The 19,675-nt window shown below is 69.5% G+C and carries 14 protein-coding genes and 1 tRNA gene; 11 read left to right on the top strand and 4 right to left on the bottom strand.

The annotated features are described in order from the left end of the window. Window positions 1–797 precede the first annotated feature (797 nt). From dnaN to ABZ396_RS06305, 8 genes are all read left to right on the top strand, one after another. Window positions 798–1,928 carry a DNA polymerase III subunit beta gene (gene dnaN, locus ABZ396_RS06270; RefSeq protein ID WP_351695869.1) on the top strand — a complete coding sequence of 377 codons (1,131 nt, stop codon included), beginning with the start codon at window positions 798–800 and terminating at the stop codon, window positions 1,926–1,928. Between the two features lie 177 nt (window positions 1,929–2,105). Further along, complete coding sequence (gene gnd / locus ABZ396_RS06275; protein WP_358915142.1) at window positions 2,106–2,981, top strand: phosphogluconate dehydrogenase (NAD(+)-dependent, decarboxylating); 876 nt, start codon at window positions 2,106–2,108, stop codon at window positions 2,979–2,981. Between the two features lie 29 nt (window positions 2,982–3,010). Next, complete coding sequence (gene recF, locus ABZ396_RS06280) at window positions 3,011–4,132, top strand: DNA replication/repair protein RecF (protein WP_358915143.1); 1,122 nt, start codon at window positions 3,011–3,013, stop codon at window positions 4,130–4,132. Further along, the gene (locus ABZ396_RS06285) at window positions 4,129–4,656 is read left to right on the top strand and encodes a DciA family protein (RefSeq protein ID WP_358915144.1); all 528 of its coding nucleotides are present in this window, start codon (window positions 4,129–4,131) and stop codon (window positions 4,654–4,656) included. The genes recF and ABZ396_RS06285 overlap by 4 nt, the downstream gene beginning before the upstream one ends. Window positions 4,657–5,030: 374 nt before the next feature. Further along, a complete protein-coding gene (gene gyrB / locus ABZ396_RS06290; RefSeq protein ID WP_358915146.1) occupies window positions 5,031–7,094 on the top strand; it encodes a DNA topoisomerase (ATP-hydrolyzing) subunit B in 2,064 nt (687 codons plus the stop codon). Window positions 7,095–7,136: 42 nt separating this feature from the next. Further along, a complete protein-coding gene (gene gyrA, locus ABZ396_RS06295; protein WP_358915148.1) occupies window positions 7,137–9,731 on the top strand; it encodes a DNA gyrase subunit A in 2,595 nt (864 codons plus the stop codon). A gap of 18 nt (window positions 9,732–9,749) precedes the next feature. Beyond that, window positions 9,750–10,517 (top strand): DUF3566 domain-containing protein, encoded by a 768-nt coding sequence (locus ABZ396_RS06300; protein ID WP_358915150.1) that lies wholly within the window; start codon window positions 9,750–9,752, stop codon window positions 10,515–10,517. Window positions 10,518–10,628: 111 nt separating this feature from the next. After that, window positions 10,629–10,705: transfer RNA gene (locus ABZ396_RS06305), tRNA-Ile, on the top strand. A 260-nt stretch (window positions 10,706–10,965) separates the two neighbouring features. Here ABZ396_RS06305 and ABZ396_RS06310 read toward each other — a convergent pair. Then, a complete protein-coding gene (locus tag ABZ396_RS06310; protein WP_358915152.1) occupies window positions 10,966–14,967 on the bottom strand; it encodes a hypothetical protein in 4,002 nt (1,333 codons plus the stop codon). Between the two features lie 752 nt (window positions 14,968–15,719). On the opposite strand from ABZ396_RS06310, the gene ABZ396_RS06315 reads away from it, so the two are divergent. Beyond that, a complete protein-coding gene (locus tag ABZ396_RS06315) occupies window positions 15,720–15,923 on the top strand; it encodes a ferredoxin (RefSeq protein WP_358915153.1) in 204 nt (67 codons plus the stop codon). Window positions 15,924–15,926: 3 nt separating this feature from the next. Next, entirely contained in the window at window positions 15,927–16,853 is a 927-nt protein-coding gene (locus ABZ396_RS06320; RefSeq protein ID WP_358915155.1) for an FkbM family methyltransferase, read from the top strand. Window positions 16,854–17,049: 196 nt separating this feature from the next. Here the strand turns inward: ABZ396_RS06320 and ABZ396_RS06325 are convergent, their stop codons facing one another. The 3 genes from ABZ396_RS06325 to ABZ396_RS06335 all read right to left on the bottom strand — a co-directional run bounded on the left by ABZ396_RS06325 (window position 17,050) and on the right by ABZ396_RS06335 (window position 19,106). Continuing rightward, window positions 17,050–17,808: a glycosyltransferase family 2 protein gene (locus tag ABZ396_RS06325; RefSeq protein WP_358915157.1), complete on the bottom strand. Its 759-nt coding sequence runs from the start codon at window positions 17,806–17,808 to the stop codon at window positions 17,050–17,052. Between the two features lie 8 nt (window positions 17,809–17,816). Beyond that, the gene (locus ABZ396_RS06330; protein ID WP_358915158.1) at window positions 17,817–18,605 is read right to left on the bottom strand and encodes a GntR family transcriptional regulator; all 789 of its coding nucleotides are present in this window, start codon (window positions 18,603–18,605) and stop codon (window positions 17,817–17,819) included. Window positions 18,606–18,761: 156 nt separating this feature from the next. Then, the gene (locus tag ABZ396_RS06335) at window positions 18,762–19,106 is read right to left on the bottom strand and encodes a DUF6344 domain-containing protein (RefSeq protein WP_358915160.1); all 345 of its coding nucleotides are present in this window, start codon (window positions 19,104–19,106) and stop codon (window positions 18,762–18,764) included. Window positions 19,107–19,467: 361 nt separating this feature from the next. On the opposite strand from ABZ396_RS06335, the gene ABZ396_RS06340 reads away from it, so the two are divergent. Continuing rightward, entirely contained in the window at window positions 19,468–19,596 is a 129-nt protein-coding gene (locus ABZ396_RS06340) for a DLW-39 family protein (protein WP_003999697.1), read from the top strand. Window positions 19,597–19,675: the final 79 nt, after the last annotated feature.

Raw genomic sequence — 19,675 nt, forward strand, 5'->3', positions numbered from 1 at the left:
CAGCAAGGCCCGCTGTTCGAATACCGGCCCGGTTACGGCCGTCCTCCACAGATTTGCCGACTTTCTTGCGTCCACACCCTGGGGACTGTGAAGTTGTCCCGAACGTCGTCCACAGCCTGGCGGCTGAAAGAACATCAGGCCAGATCAGGGGGCTGTGGAATCGTGGACAACGGATCTCCACAGCCTGTGGACGGGGAAGGGATCCACAGGCTGTGCATGAAGTTGTCCACCGGGAGCCCACAGGCTGAGGGGTGGTTGTCCCCAGCGATCCCCAGCTTCTCCACACCGCTGTCCACTGTTCGGCAACGCGACGCGCCTTCTCACCGTGTCGAGTGAAAGCCGTCACACGAAGCTGCCGGGTCGGGCTGTGGGAAAGGTGGGGAAACCTGGGGACGGCGCTGGGGAGAAGTGGCCTCAGGCTGTGCACCGTGTGTGCAGAACTTTCTGTTCTCCACAGAGACACCTAGTTGTCCACCGGTCGTACCCACAGGGGCAGTGGACAAAATCTGGCCGCTGAGCTGGGCAAACGGGGTTATCCACGGTATCCACAGCCCCTACTACTACTGACAACTAGAGAGAGCTGGGAATCCGCTTCGAAGAGGGCCCTGTGCACAACTCGCTCTTCGGCCTCTGACCGCGCCTCGTCACGACTTGACCCCGAGAGGCACCAGCTGTCAGTGCGGTGCGTCAGACTGGTCCCCGGTGTTCTTCCCCTCCGCGGGGCTCACGACACCGAGTCAGACGACGAAGACACAGCAGGGCGAGAAGCCCCGGCAACAGCAGGAGGCGGGCTTACGGTGAAGATCCGGGTGGAACGCGACGTACTCGCGGAGGCAGTGGCCTGGGCGGCTCGCAGCCTCCCGGCCCGTCCGCCGGCGCCGGTCCTCGCAGGCCTGCTCCTGAAGGCCGAGGACGGCCAGCTGAGCCTGTCCAGCTTCGACTACGAGGTCTCCGCGCGGGTCAGCGTCGAGACCGAGGTCGAGGAGGAGGGCACGGTCCTGGTCTCGGGCCGGCTGCTCGCCGACATCTGCCGTGCCCTGCCCAACCGGCCGGTGGAGATTTCCACAGACGGTGTACGGGCGACGGTGGTCTGTGGATCCTCCCGGTTCACGCTGCACACCCTGCCGGTGGAGGAGTACCCGTCCCTGCCGCAGATGCCGAACGCGACGGGCACGGTCCCCGGCGAGGTCTTCGCCTCCGCCGTCTCCCAGGTGGCCATCGCCGCCGGGCGTGACGACACGCTGCCGGTGCTGACCGGTGTGCGCATCGAGATCGAGGGCGACACGGTCACCCTGGCCTCCACCGACCGCTACCGTTTCGCGGTCCGGGAGTTCCTGTGGAAGCCGGAGAACCCCGAGGCGTCCGCGGTGGCCCTGGTGCCCGCCAAGACGCTCCTGGACACCGCCAAGGCCCTCACGAGCGGCGACAGCGTGATCCTGGCGCTGTCCGGCTCGGGCGCGGGCGAGGGGCTCATCGGTTTCGAGGGCGCCGGGCGGCGGACGACCACGCGTCTGCTCGAAGGTGATCTACCGAAGTACCGCTCGCTGTTCCCGACGGAGTTCAACTCCGTCGCCGTGATCGAGACCGCCCCCTTCGTGGAGGCCGTCAAGCGTGTGGCTCTGGTGGCCGAGCGGAACACCCCGGTGCGGCTCAGCTTCGAGCAGGGTGTGCTGATCCTGGAGGCCGGTTCGAGCGACGACGCACAGGCTGTGGAAAGGGTTGACGCGCAGCTGGAGGGCGACGACGTCTCGATCGCCTTCAACCCGACCTTCCTGCTCGACGGCCTGAGCGCGATCGACTCGCCGGTCGCCCAGCTGTCGTTCACGACGTCCACGAAGCCGGCGCTGCTGAGCGGGAAGCCGGCGCTCGACGCAGAGGCGGACGAGGCGTACAAGTACCTGATCATGCCGGTGCGGCTGAGCGGCTGAGGTTGTCCACAGCTGTGCACAGTGCTGGTGCCGTCCTGTGGGTACCCGGCACTGTGTCCGGGCGGGTTTCCCCAGGTGAGCGGCTATGCCCACAACTGTGCGCAAAGGGTCGCGACTAGGCTCGGACGCGGCACGAAAGTGCCTCTCCTGCCACACCGCAACCTAAGGAACCAACTGATGGAGCTCGGTCTCGTCGGCCTCGGCAAGATGGGCGGCAACATGCGCGAGCGGATCCGCCGCGCGGGCCACACCGTCATCGGCTACGACCGCAACCCGGACCTCGCCGATGTCCACAGCCTGGAAGAGCTTGTGGGCAAGCTCAGCGGGCCCCGTGTGGTGTGGGTGATGGTCCCGGCCGGGGCGCCGACCCAGTCCACCGTCGACGAGCTGGCCGAGTTGCTGGAGCCCGGTGACGTGGTCGTCGACGGCGGCAACTCCCGCTGGACGGACGACGAGAAGCACGCCGAGGAGCTGGCGGCCAAGGGCATCGGCTTCGTCGACTGCGGGGTCTCCGGCGGTGTCTGGGGCCTGGAGAACGGCTACGCGCTGATGTACGGCGGCGACGCCGAGCACGTCGAGAAGGTGCGGCCGGTCTTCGACGCGCTCAAGCCCGAGGGCGACTTCGGTTCGGTGCACGCCGGCAAGGTGGGCGCGGGCCACTTCGCGAAGATGGTCCACAACGGCATCGAGTACGCGATGATGCAGGCCTACGCTGAGGGCTGGGAGCTCCTGGAGAAGGTCGACTCCGTCACGGACGTGCGCGAGGTCTTCCGCTCCTGGCAGGAGGGCACGGTCATCCGTTCCTGGCTGCTCGACCTCGCGGTGAACGCCCTCGCCGAGGACGAGCACCTGGACAGGCTGAAGGGGTTCGCGCAGGACTCCGGCGAGGGCCGGTGGACCGTGGAGGCCGCCATAGACAACGCGGTGCCGCTTCCCGCGATCACCGCCTCGCTGTTCGCGCGGTTCGCCTCCCGGCAGGAGGACTCGCCGCAGATGAAGATGATCGCCGCGCTGCGCAACCAGTTCGGCGGCCATGCCGTAGAGACCAAGTAGCAGGTCATGGGGAGGTCGGCGAAACACTCATGCACGTCACGCATCTGTCGCTGACCGACTTCCGCTCCTACGCCCGGGTCGAGGTCCCGCTCGACCCGGGCGTCACCGCCTTCGTCGGGCCCAACGGCCAGGGCAAGACCAACCTCGTGGAGGCCGTCGGCTATCTCGCCACCCTCGGCAGCCACCGGGTCGCCTCCGACGCCCCCCTCGTCCGGATGGGCGCCGAGCGGGCGATCATCCGGGCGCAGGTCCGCCAGGGCGACCGGCAGCAACTGGTCGAGCTGGAGCTCAACCCCGGCAAGGCCAATCGCGCCCGCATCAACAGGTCCTCGCAGGTCAGGCCGCGGGACGTGCTGGGCATCGTACGGACCGTGCTGTTCGCACCCGAGGACCTCGCGCTGGTGAAGGGCGACCCGGGCGAGCGGCGCCGCTTCCTGGACGAGCTGATCACCGCGCGGTCGCCGCGGATGGCCGGTGTGCGGTCCGATTACGAGCGTGTCCTCAAACAGCGGAACACTCTGTTGAAAACCGCGGCTCTCGCCCGGCGGCACGGCGGCCGGTCCATGGATTTGTCGACGCTGGACGTGTGGGACCAGCACCTCGCGCGGGCCGGCGCCGAGCTGCTCGCCCAGCGGCTCGACCTGGTCGCCGCGATCCAGCCGCTCGCCGACAAGGCTTACGAGCAGCTGGCGCCGGGCGGCGGCCCGATCGCACTGGAGTACAAGCCGTCGGCGCCCGGTGAGGCCCACACCCGTGAGGATCTCCACACCCAGCTGATGGCGGCCCTGGCGGACGCGCGCAAGCAGGAGATCGAGCGTGGTGTCACGCTCGTCGGCCCGCACCGCGACGATCTCGTCCTCAGGCTCGGGCAGCTGCCCGCCAAGGGGTACGCCTCGCACGGCGAGTCCTGGTCGTACGCGCTGTCGCTGCGCCTGGCGTCGTACGACCTGCTGCGCGCCGAGGGCAATGAGCCGGTGCTGGTGCTCGACGACGTGTTTGCCGAGCTGGACGCCCGGCGCCGGGAGCGGCTGGCGGAGCTGGTCGCGCCCGGGGAGCAGGTGCTGGTCACCGCCGCTGTGGACGACGACGTGCCGCACATCCTCGCCGGTGCGCGGTACACGGTGGCTGACGGGGCGGTGGAGCGCGTATGAGCACCGACGGGCCCGCTCCGAAGAAGGAGCCTTCCGGTGTCGACCTAGCGCGTGTGGCGCTCAGGGCGGCGAAAGAGGCGGCACGCGCGCGTGGCGACGCGGCGCAGCAGAAGAAGCAGGCGCGGCGCGGTGGGCTGCGCTCCGGCGCGCGCGCCGACGGCCGCGATCCCATGGCGCTGGGTTCCGCGATCAACCGGCTGATCACCGAGCGGGGCTGGGAGACACCGGCCGCGGTCGGCGGGGTGATGGGCCGGTGGCCGCAGATCGTCGGCGAGGACCTGGCCAAGCACTGTGTGCCGCAGCGGTACGACGAGGACGAGCGGGTGCTGGTCGTGCAGTGTGACTCCACGGCCTGGGCGACCCAGCTGCGCCATCTCGCGCCCGCGCTGGTCGCACGCCTGAACGAGGACCTGGGGCATGGCACCGTACGGACGATCAAGGTGCTCAATCCCGGCGGTCCGCCCCGGCGCTACGGCCCGCTGCGCGCCCCTGGAAGCACCGGTCCGGGCGATACCTACGGGTGACTTCCGTCACGCAATGAGCCGAGCGCGGAGCCGTCGTACGGTTCCCTCGGCTGATCGTCGTACCACTGGACGCGGTTGCGAATCGCGATCTGACCCCGGAGTAGCCAAGGGTTGACAGCCGGAAGCGCTGAGTGCCTCCGTGAGCCTCTTGGAGCCCCCATCCGTATATCGGGAGTCGGAGACGGCAGGTTCAGGGCGGCACATGCGGACTCAGGTACCGGCAAACCCCCATCACTGTCGGCGCTACCGGTAGACTGGGAGACAATCCCGCCCCCAACGTGGGGACCGTCCGGGAAAAGCTGAGCAACGCTGATCAAGGCTTACCAACGCAACATGCCGCAGCCGCTCCGGCAACCCGCCGACGAGCCCGGCTCGTGCTGTGCCAGAAAGGGCGCTTCGTGGCCGATTCCGGCAACCCCAACGAGAACATCCCGTCCACCGACGCCGGCGCGAACGGTGAGGTCACCGCCTCCTACGACGCCAGCGCCATCACTGTGCTCGAAGGGCTGGACGCGGTCCGCAAGCGACCCGGTATGTACATCGGCTCTACCGGCGAGCGCGGCCTGCACCACCTCGTGTACGAGGTCGTGGACAACTCCGTCGACGAGGCTCTGGCGGGCTACGCGGACACGATCGACGTGACGATCCTGGCCGACGGCGGCGTGCGTGTCGTCGACAACGGCCGTGGCATCCCCGTCGGCATCGTGGCGTCCGAGGGCAAGCCGGCCGTCGAGGTCGTGCTGACCGTGCTGCACGCGGGCGGCAAGTTCGGCGGCGGTGGTTACGCCGTCTCCGGCGGTCTGCACGGCGTGGGTGTGTCCGTCGTGAACGCGCTGTCGTCCAAGGTGTCCGTCGAGATCAAGACCGACGGCTACCGCTGGACACAGGACTACAAGCTGGGCGTCCCGACGGCTCCGCTGGTGAGGCACGAGGAGACGAGCGAGACCGGCACCTCGGTCACGTTCTGGGCGGACCCGGACATCTTCGAGACCACCGAGTACTCCTTCGAGACGCTGTCGCGGCGCTTCCAGGAGATGGCCTTCCTCAACAAGGGCCTGACGATCCGGCTCACCGACGAGCGCGAGTCGGCGAAGGCCGTCGCCGGTGCCGACGAGGCGGGTGCGGACGAGAAGGCCGAGGTCAAGACGGTCACGTACCACTACGAGGGCGGCATCGTCGACTTCGTGAAGTACCTCAACTCCCGCAAGGGAGACGTGGTGCACCCCACGATCATCGACCTGGAGGCCGAGGACAGGGACAAGAGCCTGTCCCTCGAGGTCGCCATGCAGTGGAACAGCGGCTACAGCGAGGGCGTGTACTCGTTCGCCAACATCATCCACACGCATGAGGGCGGCACCCACGAGGAGGGTTTCCGCGCGGCCCTGACGAGCCTGATCAACAAGTACGCGCGCGACAAGAAGCTGCTTCGCGAGAAGGACGACAACCTCACCGGTGACGACATCCGCGAGGGTCTGACCGCGATCATCTCGGTCAAGCTGAGCGAGCCGCAGTTCGAGGGCCAGACGAAGACCAAGCTGGGCAACACGGAGGCCAAGACCTTCGTGCAGAGGGCGGTCTACGAGCACCTCAACGACTGGCTGGACCGCAACCCGGTCGAGGCGGCGGACATCATCCGCAAGGGCATCCAGGCGGCCACCGCGCGCGTGGCGGCCCGCAAGGCCCGTGACCTGACCCGCCGCAAGGGCCTCCTGGAGAGCGCGTCTCTGCCGGGCAAGCTCTCCGACTGCCAGTCGAACGACCCCACGAAGTGCGAGATCTTCATCGTCGAGGGTGACTCCGCCGGCGGCTCGGCCAAGTCCGGCCGCAACCCGCAGTACCAGGCGATCCTCCCGATCCGGGGCAAGATCCTCAACGTCGAGAAGGCCAGGCTCGACAAGATCCTGCAGAACCAGGAGATCCAGGCGCTGATCTCCGCGTTCGGCACCGGTGTGCACGAGGACTTCGACATCTCGAAGCTCCGCTATCACAAGATCATTCTGATGGCGGACGCCGACGTCGACGGCCAGCACATCAGCACCCTGCTGCTGACCTTCCTGTTCCGTTTCATGCGGCCGCTGGTCGAGGCCGGGCACGTGTACCTCTCCCGCCCGCCGCTGTACAAGATCAAGTGGGGCCGGGACGACATGGAGTACGCGTACTCGGACCGTGAGCGCGACGCGCTCCTCGAAATGGGCCGGCAGCGCGGCAAGCGCGTCCGCGAGGACTCGATCCAGCGCTTCAAGGGTCTCGGCGAGATGAACGCCGAGGAGCTGCGCATCACGACCATGGACCAGGAGCACCGGGTCCTCGGTCAGGTCACGCTCGACGACGCCGCCCAGGCCGACGACCTGTTCTCGGTCCTGATGGGCGAGGACGTCGAGGCCCGCCGCGCGTTCATCCAGCGCAACGCCAAGGACGTCCGCTTCCTCGACATCTGAGTCGGTCTCAGCTGACCGCACAGGGAAGGATATTCACCAGCAATGACCGACGAGAACACTCCCGTCACCCCTGAAGAGGGCGGCGAACTCGCGATGCGTGTCGAGCCCGTCGGGCTCGAGACGGAGATGCAGCGCTCGTACCTGGACTACGCGATGTCCGTCATCGTGTCCCGTGCGCTGCCGGACGTCCGGGACGGTCTCAAGCCCGTCCACCGCCGCGTGCTGTACGCCATGTACGACGGCGGCTACCGTCCCGACCGCGGCTTCTACAAGTGCGCCCGTGTCGTCGGCGACGTCATGGGCAACTACCACCCGCACGGCGACTCTTCGATCTACGACGCCCTGGTGCGCCTCGCCCAGCCCTGGTCGATGCGCATGCCGCTCGTCGACTCCAACGGCAACTTCGGCTCCCCGGGCAACGACCCGGCGGCGGCGATGCGGTACACCGAGTGCAAGCTGGCGCCGCTGTCGATGGAGATGGTCCGCGACATCGACGAGGAGACCGTCGACTTCACGGACAACTACGACGGCCGTTCCCAGGAGCCGACCGTCCTGCCGGCCCGCTTCCCGAACCTGCTGATCAACGGCTCGGCCGGGATCGCGGTCGGTATGGCGACCAACATTCCGCCGCACAACCTGCGCGAGGTCGCGGCCGGCGCCCAGTGGTACCTGGAGAACCCGGAGGCCTCGCACGAGGAGCTCCTGGACGCGCTGATCGAGCGGATCAAGGGCCCCGACTTCCCGACCGGCGCGCTCGTCGTCGGCCGTAAGGGCATCGAGGAGGCCTACCGCACGGGCCGCGGCTCGATCACCATGCGCGCGGTCGTCGAGGTCGAGGAGATCCAGGGCCGCCAGTGCCTGGTGGTCACGGAACTGCCTTACCAGACCAACCCCGACAACCTGGCGCAGAAGATCGCCGACCTGGTGAAGGACGGCAGGGTCGGCGGTATCGCGGACGTCCGGGACGAGACGTCGTCGCGTACCGGTCAGCGTCTGGTCATCGTGCTGAAGCGGGACGCGGTCGCCAAGGTCGTCCTGAACAACCTCTACAAGCACACCGATCTGCAGTCGAACTTCGGCGCCAACATGCTGGCGCTGGTCGACGGTGTGCCGCGCACGCTCTCTCTCGACGCGTTCATCCGGCACTGGGTGACGCACCAGATCGAGGTCATCGTCCGCCGTACGCGCTTCCGGCTGCGCAAGGCCGAGGAGCGGGCGCACATCCTGCGCGGTCTGCTGAAGGCGCTGGACGCCATCGACGAGGTCATCGCGCTGATCCGGGCCAGTGACACGGTCGAGATCGCGCGTACGGGCCTGATGGGGCTCCTGGAGATCGACGAGATCCAGGCCAACGCCATCCTCGAGATGCAGCTGCGCCGACTGGCCGCCCTGGAGCGCCGGAAGATCATCCAGGAGCACGACGAGCTGCAGGCGAAGATCACCGAGTACAACGCGATCCTGGCCTCGCCGGTCCGCCAGCGCGGCATCGTCAGCGAGGAGCTGGCCGCGATCGTCGAGAAGTACGGCGACGACCGCAAGACCATGCTGGTGCCTTACGACGGTGACATGTCCATCGAGGACCTGATCGCCGAGGAGGACATCGTCGTCACGGTGACGCGCGGCGGGTACGTCAAGCGGACCAAGACGGACGACTACCGGGCGCAGAAGCGCGGCGGCAAGGGCGTACGCGGGGCGAAGCTCAAGGAAGACGACATCGTCGACCACTTCTTCGTCTCGACCACCCATCACTGGCTGCTGTTCTTCACCAACAAGGGCCGGGTGTACCGGGCGAAGGCCTATGAGCTGCCGGACGCCGGCCGGGACGCGCGCGGTCAGCACGTGGCGAACCTGCTGGCCTTCCAGCCGGACGAGGCGATCGCCGAGATCCTCGCCATCCGCGACTACGACGCGGCGCCCTATCTGGTGCTCGCCACCAAGGCCGGTCTGGTCAAGAAGACGCCTCTGAAGGATTACGATTCGCCCCGCTCCGGCGGTGTCATCGCGATCAACCTGCGGGAACGCGAGGACGGTTCCGACGACGAACTGATCGGAGCCGAACTGGTCTCGGCGGACGACGATCTGCTTCTGATCAGCAAGAAGGCACAGTCGATCAGGTTCACCGCCTCCGACGACACTCTGCGCCCCATGGGCCGGGCCACCTCCGGTGTCAAGGGCATGAGTTTCCGTGAGGGCGATGAACTTCTGTCGATGAATGTTGTTCGACCCGGTACGTTCGTGTTCACTGCCACCGACGGGGGGTACGCGAAGCGGACCCGTGTCGACGAGTACCGCGTCCAGGGCCGCGGCGGCCTCGGTATCAAGGCCGCCAAGATCGTGGAGGACCGGGGTTCCCTCGTCGGCGCGTTGATCGTCGAGGAGAACGACGAGATCCTCGCCATCTCCCTGTCCGGCGGTGTGATTCGTACGCGAGTCAGCGGGGTCAGGGAGACGGGCCGTGACACCATGGGCGTCCAACTGATCAACCTGGGCAAGCGCGATGCCGTCGTCGGTATCGCACGTAACGCCGAGGCCGGCAGCGAGGCGGAGGAAGTCGGCGGTGACATCGCCGTGGACGAGTCCGCCGAGGGTGTCGCGACCAGCGGTACGGACGAGGGTGAGGCGCCCTCGGCCGAGTAGCACGAGGAGTGAGTCATCGTGAGCGGAGCCACGGGCGCCGGATCGGCCGGTACCTCGACGGGTACGGACGCGGACGGCGGCGGCCGTGGCTCCGCCGCGTCCGGCGGGGCCACCGAGGGCGGTGCGCAGCCGATGGACACGCACACCACCCAGCTGAAGGCGGTCAGGGCGGCGCCGGACGCGCAGGGAACTCAGGGGGGAACCGTGACCGACACCCGAGGCCAGGCCGGACCGGGCGCCCAGCCGGCGCCCGCGCAGCAGCCGAACGCCTCCCCGCTGCCCGGGGAACGGCGCCCGGAGCAGCCCGCCGGGCCCTACCACCCGCCGCAGGCCTACCCGGCGGCGCAGGCTGCGCAGGCGCCCGCGGGGGCGGTACGGCGGCCGCGCACCGGTGCCGGTGCGCGTACCGCCCCGCGCACCCGCAAGGCCCGGCTGCGGGTCGCCAAGGCCGACCCGTGGTCGGTGATGAAGGTCAGCTTCCTGCTCTCCATCGCGCTGGGCCTCTGCTCGATCGTGGCGGCGGCGGTGCTGTGGATGGTCCTGGACGCGATGGGCGTGTTCTCGACGGTCGGCGGAACGATCTCGGAGGCGACCGGTTCGAACGAGTCGAACGGCTTCGACCTCCAGGCGTTCCTGTCCCTGCCGCACGTCCTGATGTTCACGGCGATCATCGCGGTCATCGACGTCGTCCTCGCGACGGCGCTGGCGACCCTCGGCGCGTTCATCTACAACCTCTCCGCGGGCTTCGTCGGCGGCATCGAGCTGACCTTGGCCGAGGACGAGTAACCGGAGTTCAAACCTCTGCCGACGGTCCCCCGACAACCGATTTTGGGACTGCCCCGGTCGTGCGCTAATCTTCAGGAGTCAGCGCGCGGGACACATACCGCAGAGCGCGGCGGGGCTATAGCTCAGTTGGTTAGAGCGCATCCCTGATAAGGATGAGGCCACAGGTTCAAATCCTGTTAGCCCCACCAGCGCGAAGGCCCCCGGTCCGGATGGATCGGGGGCCTTCGGCGTTTGTGGGGTTCATGGCTCGGGGCTTCAGGAGCTCAGCTCGGTGGCCCGTCTCGGCGGAGGAGACATGGAAAGGCCCGGCCGCTGGCGACGGGGGATGCACCAGCGACCGGGTTGCGGCCAGCCTAACAAGGTGGCCTGTGCGACGGGAGTCAACTTCTCAGCCGTCATGAGCAGTTGTGATCGGGATCACTCAAAGACGGTCATGCGGAGGGCTGGTTCAGTCGTCGCAGGGCGGGTCGTAGGCGAGGCGGGGGAGGTACTCCTGCCACTTCGCCGCGGTCAGTACGTTCCGGGTGGACGAGCAGATACGGCTGACCGCCTCGGCTGCGTCCAGGCTCCACAGGCGGACCGTGCCGGCGCCGCTGGAGACGCCCAGCCTGTTGCTCTTCGGGCTGAAGGAGAGGAAGTTGCCCGTCTTGGCGTTGGGGCTCATGGACTGGCCGATGGGGTGGGCGGAGGACGGGGACGAGACGTTCCAGAGGCGGACCGTGTTGTCGTTGCCGCCGCTGGCCAGGATCCTGCCGTTGCGGCTGAAGGTCAGGGACACGACCGCCTCGGTGTGGCCGGTGAGGGCCGAGCCCAGGCCACTCGCGCGGGCGGGATCGGAGACGTCCCAGAGGCGGACCGTGTCGTCGTCGCTGCCGCTGGCCAGGGTCGCCCCGTCGGGGCTGTAGGCGAGCGTGTTGACGGGCCCCATGTGGCCCTTGAGCGGGTCGCCCAGGGACTTGGCGTGGGCCCGGGCGGAGACGTTCCAGAGCCGGACCGTGCCGTCCGCGCTGCCGCTGGCCAGGCTCTTGCCGTCCGGGCTGAAGACCAGCGCGTTGACATAGCCGGTGTGGCCCTTGAGGGGCTCGCCGAGCCGAGTGGGGCGGGCCGGGTCCGTGATGTCCAGGAGTTGGACCGTGCGGTCGTCGTAGTCGGCGGCCACGGTGCGACCGTCGGGGCTCAGCGCCAGTGCCTCGGCGCCCGCGTACCGGGTGTTCAGCCTGACGGGCGTGCCGTACCGGGCGGGGTGCGCGGGGTCGGAGACGTTCCACAGCTGCACCCAGTTGACGTTGTTCTCGCCGGTCATGATGACGAGGGTGCGGCCGTCGCGGGTGAACACCATCGAGCGCAGGTCCCGCCACCCGGTCCTGAACGGCTCGCCGAGCGCCGTGGGCCGGGCCGGATCCATGATGTTCCACAGCCGCATCCTGCTGTCGCCGCCGCCGGTGGCCAGGACGCGGCCGTCGGGGCTGAACGCCCCCGCCACGCCGATCATGTCCGACGCCGGGACCGACCACAGCCGTACCTTGCCGTCGCCGCTGCCGGTGGCGAGGGTGTGTCCGTCGGGACTCCAGCCGACGGCGTACATCTCGCCGCTGCTGCCCGCGAGCGGCTCGCCCACCTGGGAGGGGAAGGCCGGGTTGCCGACGTTCCACAGGCTGGCCGTGGAGTCCGCGCTGCCCGCGGCGAGCATCGAGCTGTCCGGGCTGAAAGCCACCGACCACACGGGCCCGGTGTGGCCGGTGAGCGGCCCGCCGAGCGCCTTGGCGTGCGCCCGGTCCGTCACGTCCCACAGCCGTACGGTGTCGTCCTTGCTGCCGCTCGCGAGGGTATGGCCGTCCGGGCTGAAGGCCACGGAGTGCACGGTCCCCGAGTGCCCGGTCAGCGGGGTGCCGACGCGCTCGGGGTGCCGGGAGTCGGAGACGTCGTACAGGAGGATCGTGTTGTCGTCGCTGCCGGCCGCCAGCGTGTGGCCGTCGGGGCTGAACGCGATGGAGCGTACGGCTTCGGTGTGGCCGGTCAGGGTGCCCAGTGACGTGGGGTGGCGCGGCTTGTGCACGTCCCACAGGCGGACGGTGTGGTCCTCGTCGGCGGCGGCCAGGGTGCGGCCGTCGGGACTGAAGGCCACCAGGTAGACCGTGCCGTCGTGACCGCTGAGCGGGGCGCCCAGGGACGCCGGGTGCTTGGGGTCGGAGACGTTCCACAGGCGTACGGTGCCGTCGTCGCCGGCGCTGGCCAGGGTCCTGCCGTCCGGGCTGAAGACCGCGCTGGAGACCCAGCTCGTATGGCCGAGCAGCGGCTTGCCCAGCGCCTTGGGGCGGGTCGGGTCGCTCACGTTCCACAGGCGGACCGTGCGGTCGTAGGCGGCGGTAGCCAGCAGGCTGCCGTCGGGGCTGAAGGTGGTCAGATAGACGGCGCCGGTGTGACCGAGCACCGGGGTGGCCAGCGGTGCGTTGACGATGGATATCAGACGGTTGTTGGCGCCCTCGTCAACCGGGCGCAGACCGTGTGCGACCAGGTCGAGCTGGGCGGAGAGCGCAGGGTCCGAGTACTGGAACCGGTCGGCCTCCGCGACGACCTGCTCGAACATCGCGTCGTCCCGCTGCTGCCGGGCGATCACGGCGGCGCCGGCGGCCAGCACCGCCAGCACGACCAGCGCCGACACCGCGGCTCGGCTGATCCACACCGTGCGCCGGCGCAGCCGTACCGAGGCCGCCAGGAACTCCACCGCGCTACGGGTCAGGAAGGTGTGCCCGGCCGACTTCGCCCAGGTGTGGGCCTGCTCCAGCCGCGAGCCCCGGTACAGCAGCGCGGAGTCGTGCCCCGACTCGTCCCAGGCCCGGCCGTCCTCCTCCAGGCGCTGGCGCAGCAGATTGCCGTTGCGGTCCTCGTCGAGCCACTCGCGCAGCCGGGGCCAGGCGTGCAGCAGCGCCTCGTGGGTGATCTCCACGGTGTCCGCGTCCAGGGTCACCAGCCGGGCCCGGACCAGGGCTTCGAGTGACTCCTCCGTCTTGTTCGGGTCGGCGGACTCGGCGGCCAGCTGGCGCCGGGTGCCGCGCCTGCGGGTCGCGTGGGTGTCCTCGCCGAGGCGGACCAGGCGGAGCAGCAGCAGCCGGGCGGCGGCGCGGGCGGCCGGGTCCAGGCCGGCCCAGGCGCGCTCGGCGGTCGCGGCGACGGCGCCCTGGATGCCGCCGGCCGCCCGGTAGCCGGCCAGCGTCAGGCGGCCCGCCTTGCGACGCTGCCAGGTGGCGAGCAGGGCGTGCGAGAGCAGCGGGAGGACGCCGGCGTCATGGGCGCCCCGCGGGCCGTCTGCGCTCACCTCCCGGACGATCAGCTCGGCGAGGCCGGGCTCGAGTTCCAGACCCACCGCCTTGGCGGGGGCGGTCACGGCCTCGCGCAGCTCGGCGGTGGTCAGCGGACCGAGCACCATGTGCCGGTGCTGGAGCGCGTCGGCCAGTTCGGGATGGCTGAGGCACTGCTCGTAGAAGTCGGCACGGATACCGAGGACGACCAGGGCAGGGGCCGGTTCGTCCGGAGCGGCGGATGTACTGGCCGCGTGCAGGAGCTGGACGAAGGCACGCCGGTCCGCCTCGTCGGTGCAGAGGGTGAAGGTCTCCTCGAACTGGTCCACGATCACGACCGGACGTGCCGTAGCGGGTCCCGAGGGCCATGTTTCACGTGAAACATCCTCGCCCTCGCGCCGGGCCCAGCCCGTGACCGCTTCCCGTACGGCCTCCGGAGCGTCCAGCTCTGGCAGATCGGCCAGCTCGGGTATCCGACGCGTCAGTTCCTTGACGGGGTCCGCGCCCGGGACAAGTTGCACGACCTCGAGCGGGCGGTCCTCGTCGTCTGCCAGGGCGCCGTTCTGCAGCGCGGTGACCAGGCCGGCGTTCAGCAGCGAGGACTTTCCCGCCCCCGAGGCGCCGACCAGCATGACCAGACCGCCGCCCGTCTCGGCCGACCGGAGCTGGGCGACCAGGGCGTCGGTGCTGCGCTCCCGGCCGAAGAACCAGCGCGCGTCCTCACGGCGGTAGGAGGCCAGGCCCCGGTACGGGCAGACGCTGTCGACCGGCAGTGACGCTTCCATCTCCTCGGTCGTCTCCGGCTCGGGCAGCTCGCCGACCGGATCGGCCACGGCCCGCTCCCACAGCTTCTGCCACTGGGCCAGTTCGTACAGCCCGGAGGAGACCGGCGCCCGCTGGGAACGCCGGGCCTGTGGGATGAGGACATGGAGTACGGCGGAGAGCGCGGCGAACTGCGCGGGCACGTTCTTCGCCCGTCGCCAGTCGCTGATCCGCTGGGCCGAGACCCGAACAGGCCGGCCGCGCTCATCGACGCGATGCAGCCGGTCGACCGCCTCGGCGACGCGTTTGAGCGGAGGATTGCCGGCCTCCTTGTACAGCAGCGCGAGACGTTCCGCGAAGGCTGTGCGTGCCCCTGCGTCGGGACCCAAGGCTCTCCACCCCTTACTTCCCCCGCTGCTGAACATCCGGACCGGAAAACTCACTTTATACGGCTGACCTGCGGCGAAGCTCTGGACCGGACGTCATGGCCTCCTCAGGTGTGCACCTCGGCTGGCAGGATTTCGCCGCAGCAACGCGGTAATCGGGCGTCGCCCGGCAGGCCGACCAGCCAAGCGTCCGCAGAGACAGTTCACGGCACCGCATGTTCTCGGTCAGGTTCCACCGGCGATTACCCGCCGGAGTGGCGCGACGACACCCACTGCTCTCGCTCGACTGGGCGGGCCCTTCGGGGCTTGAGGCCACCCGCGCCGTTCGGCACCGGTCCCCACGTGGGGAGGGACCGGTGCCGAACGGCACGGGCTCTCCGTGCACCGTGGGTCGGTGAGGCGCCCGGCGCGTGGTGCGGATGCGTCTTCAGTACCGCATCCAGCTGGCTGTACGCGCCGCCTGGACCGCGCGTTCAGCCGCGTCGTCGGCCACCGCGTTCAAGAGTCGTCGGCCACCGCGTTCAAGAACGGGCGAGAGAACGGGCGGTCAGAGGAACAGCCCCAGCGCCGCGTCCAGGGACCAGCTCTGCCAGCACATCGCGAAGAAGCTGCCCCTCACATAGCCCCGCCACGTGGCCCGCCAGGTAGCCCGTCCCGTAGCCCCGCAACTTGGTGTCGCCGCTCAGCCTCGCCACGTAGCCCCTTTGGTGACGCCGGCCGATTCAGCGGGCCGCCCGGTGGGCAGGGGACTTCCCATGAAGGTATCCGTCGACGCCGATGTCTGTTATGGGTCGGGTGAGTGTGCCTTCCGGGCACCCGCTGTGTTCGGCTTCGAGGGCGGGTACGGTTTCGTCCTGCCCGGACAGGAGGAGCCCGGGGACGACGAGCTGATCCGGGACATCGCCGAACGCTGCCCGTCCCAGGCGATCCGGATCAATGGCAAAAGGGTCAACGACTAGCGGATGAGCACCACCGGCACGGAACTCGCGGAACTCCTGGCCACACTCGGCCGCCGCTACGTCCGCGACTTCCCGGCCCCCTGGGGCAAGACCCTCGCCGCCCGCGCGCTCAACCCCTACCTGCGCGACCACCCTCGCCGGCGGGTCGTCGAGACGCGCTCCGGCGCCCGGTTCGCGGTCGACACCCAGGACCTCATCCAGCGCTACCTCTACCTCTTCGGGGTGTGGGAGCCGCACATGACCCGCTGGCTGCGCGGCCGGCTGGCGCCGGGGGACTGCTTCGTCGACGTCGGCGCCAACATCGGCGTCTTCAGCGTCCTCGCCTCCCAGCTGGTCGGGGAGCAGGGCCGGGTCGTGGCCGTCGAGGCCTCCCCCGCCTTCCACCGCCGCCTCGAACAGCAGAGCGCGCTCAACGGCTGCCGCAACATCCGGGCGGTCAACGCCGCCGTCTCCGACGCCCACCGCACGCTGACCTTCGTGCTCGCCAGCTCCCGCAACATGGGCGCCAACAGCATCGTTCCGTGGGACGGTCCGGCCGAGTCCAGCTTCGACATCGAGGCCGTGCCGCTGCCCGAGCTGCTCCGGCCGCAGGAGACCGAGACCGCGCGGGTCATCAAGATCGACGTGGAGGGCGCCGAGGGCGCGGTGGTGCGGGGGCTCGCTCCGCTGCTGGAGAAACTGCGTCCGGACGCCGAGATCACCGTCGAGGTCACCCCGGACCGCATGGCCCAGCTGGGTGATTCGGCGGACGACCTGCTGCGCACCATGACCGACGCCGGCTACCACGTCTACCGGCTCGCCAACAGCTACGCGGCCGACAGCTACCCCCGGGCGCTGCACGGTGAGCCGGTGACTCCGGTCCGCTGGGACCGGCCGGTGACCGAGGAGAGCGACCTGGTGTTCTCACGGATCGACGCTCCCACGCTCTAGGCGTGTGGGCGGCCTCGTGTTCTCACCGGCCACGCGGTCGTCCTTGAGCCGTGTGAGCGGCCCGGGCTTCTCCCGGGCCCGGGCACGCACCCACCCTCTGGCCGTGTGGGCGGCCCGGAGCTCACGGACCGACGCGGTCGCGCTCCAGCAGGCGGCCGGATACGTGGGTCCTCCAGCCGCCGCCCGGTACCTCCAGCTAGCCGGCCGCCGGGTACCGCCAGCCGAACTCCGCCAGTGCCCGCGCCCGCGCCGCCACGACCGTCATCCTGGCGTGCCGTTCGGCGGGGTCGGTATGGGCGGCCTGGCCGGTGACCTGGCCCGCCCACTTGCGGTAGAGCAGCCCGGTCTCCGCCGAGAACCAGCCCCGGCTCACCGCGTTCAGCGCGAGCAGCAGCCCGGTGTCCTCGGAGGCGGGCAGCGCCATCCAGCCACCCAGGGCGAGCAGCAGTTCGCGGCGGACGAAGAGGCTGGCCGGGTGCACCGGGGCGCGGAAGTCGTTCGCCGTCCAGAAGTCGAGCACGGCCCCGCGCTCGATCGGCCCTTCCTCCGGGTCGCCGGGGAAGCCGGCAGTGGAGCCGTCGGGCAGCAGGTCGAGGACGCGTGAGGTGGCCCAGCCGACTGCCGGGTGGGCCTCCAGCACGGCAAGATCGCGGGCCAGCGTGCCCGGCGTGAGCTGGTCGTCGGCGTCGAGGATCTTGACGTACGACCCCTCGGCCCGGGCGAGCGCGATGGTGCGGGCGACCCCGGGACCGCCGGTGCGGCCCTGCCGGAACGACACCCGGGCGTCGTCGGGGACGTACGGGCGGACCTCGTCGCTGTGGCCGTCCTCCTGGATCAGCCACTGCCAGTCCCAGCCGTCCGGCAGCCGCTGCTCGCACAGCGACTTGTACGCCTCCGGCAGGAAACGGGCCGACGGCGCGTGGACCGCGGTGACGACGGTGACGCGCCGGCTCACGGCAGCGCTCACCACCTTTCCAGGTGCGTGGTGAAGAGCAGTTCCGTGCGGTCACCGGGGAGCGTGACGACGGAGATGTCCACGATGCGGTCGTGGATGTCGTACGACGTCTTGCGCAGCAGGATCACCGAGGTGCCGGCCGGCAGGTCCAGCTCCCGGGCCTCCTCGGGCGTGGGCGGGCGGGCGGTGAAGCGTTCCTCCACGCGGTCGACCTCGATGCCGACGGTGTGGAGCTGGTGCTGGGTGCCGCCCGGCCAGGGTTCCCTGGTCTCGTCCAGAAGAGCCGGGTTGGCCGCGATCATGTCCCGGACGAGATAGGAGCTCACCAGGCTGAAGGGGGCGGACTCGGCCGAGTACCGGGTCCGGTAGGTGCGTTCCAGGAGCACGGTTCCCTCCGGCACCCCGAACGCGTCGGCGAGGTCGCTGGGCGCGATCAGCTCGCGGTACCGGGCGAAGAAGACCAGGTCGTCGAGGACCAGCCCGGTCTCGTGCTCGGTCGCGCCCGTCGCGGCCCGGCTGGCCTCCGGCATCCTGGCGCGGTTCTTCTCCCATTGGTGCCGGGTGTTGTCACGGATCGCGCGGGTGCGTGGCCTGCGCACGAAGGTGCCGCTGCCGTGCCGCTTGTCGATCAGGCCCTCCGCGCTCAGCAGCCGAAGTGCGTTCTGGATCGTGGGCACGCTCCGGCCGTAGTGCCGGGCCAGCTCCGGTTCGGAGGGCAGCCGCGCACCGGGCTTGGGCTCGCCGTTCCTGATGGAGCGGCGGAGGTCGTCGGCGATCTCCTCGTACGCCTTGGGCACGGGTTCAGCCTATGACTCCTTAAGAGGAGTTGCAGAGTCGCGTGTGGACATGCGAAGACCCGCGGCCGGCTCCCGGTCGCGGATCTGTGTCGCAGTAGGCGCTGGTACGTACGCAAGTCGCCCTTGCGCCGTTGCGTCTGAGTCTTCTGTGCAGGATCAGCAGTCGAGGGGTGCCGCGGGGGGATCGGCCGGGGTCTCCGACTCGGTCGTGTTCAGGGGGCGCTGGCGGCAGCTGGGGGTCTTGCCGTGGGCCTCGGCCCGGATGCGCTGCTTCATCGTGGGGGGCAGGGACCTGGCATGGGACCAGAGCCAGTGGGTCTGTGCCGGGATCGTCACCCGGCCGGTGGGGCTGTGGTCGTCGCCGCTGCTCTTGAGCGGGGTCTCGGTCTGCGGTGCTGCGGCGGCGGCGGTGGCGGAGACGAGTCCGAGCGCCGTGCACAGCGCGAGGAAGGCGGTGACGATGGCGGTCCACAACTTCATGACCTTGGCGTTCCGGGCCATGGCCCCTCACTTTCGGGTTGGGCGATTTGCGTACTTTCCTCATGATGTGTATGGGGGTCGCGAAGTGGGGGACCTCGACCTGTGGCGCGTCGATGTTCCGATGAACACCACACGGATGGGCGCATGAGGTGGGAAAAATCAGAAGAAAGACCCCTGAAAGCAGGCAAGAGGGAGCAAATCACCGTCCGTGAGGGTGTGATCACCCTCCGATCAGAACGGCCCGGCCTGCTGCAACGCCCTGCACAACGCCTTGTCGTGAGCCGGAGTTGGGGCCGGATGCCAGGTCACCGATCGATATCGGTCGGTGTGTATAGTCGGGCGCCAGAGGTCCCCTACGTCAAGGAAGAGACGAGGTCGCGCGGTGAAGAAGCTTCTCCTGGTCGCACTGGCCGCCATCGGCGGGCTCCTCGTGTACCGCCAGATCCAGGCGGATCGCGCCGAGCAGGATCTGTGGACGGAGGCGACTGACTCCGTGCCCACGGGTTCGTGAGTACCGACAACGGACGACACTGAGACTGAGACCCCGGCCGCCTCGCGGTCGGGGTTTTGCGTTGCCCGGCGGCTGATGC

The sequence above is a fragment of the Streptomyces sp. NPDC005866 genome, from assembly GCF_040629895.1.
Taxonomy (GTDB): Bacteria; Actinomycetota; Actinomycetes; order Streptomycetales; family Streptomycetaceae; genus Streptomyces.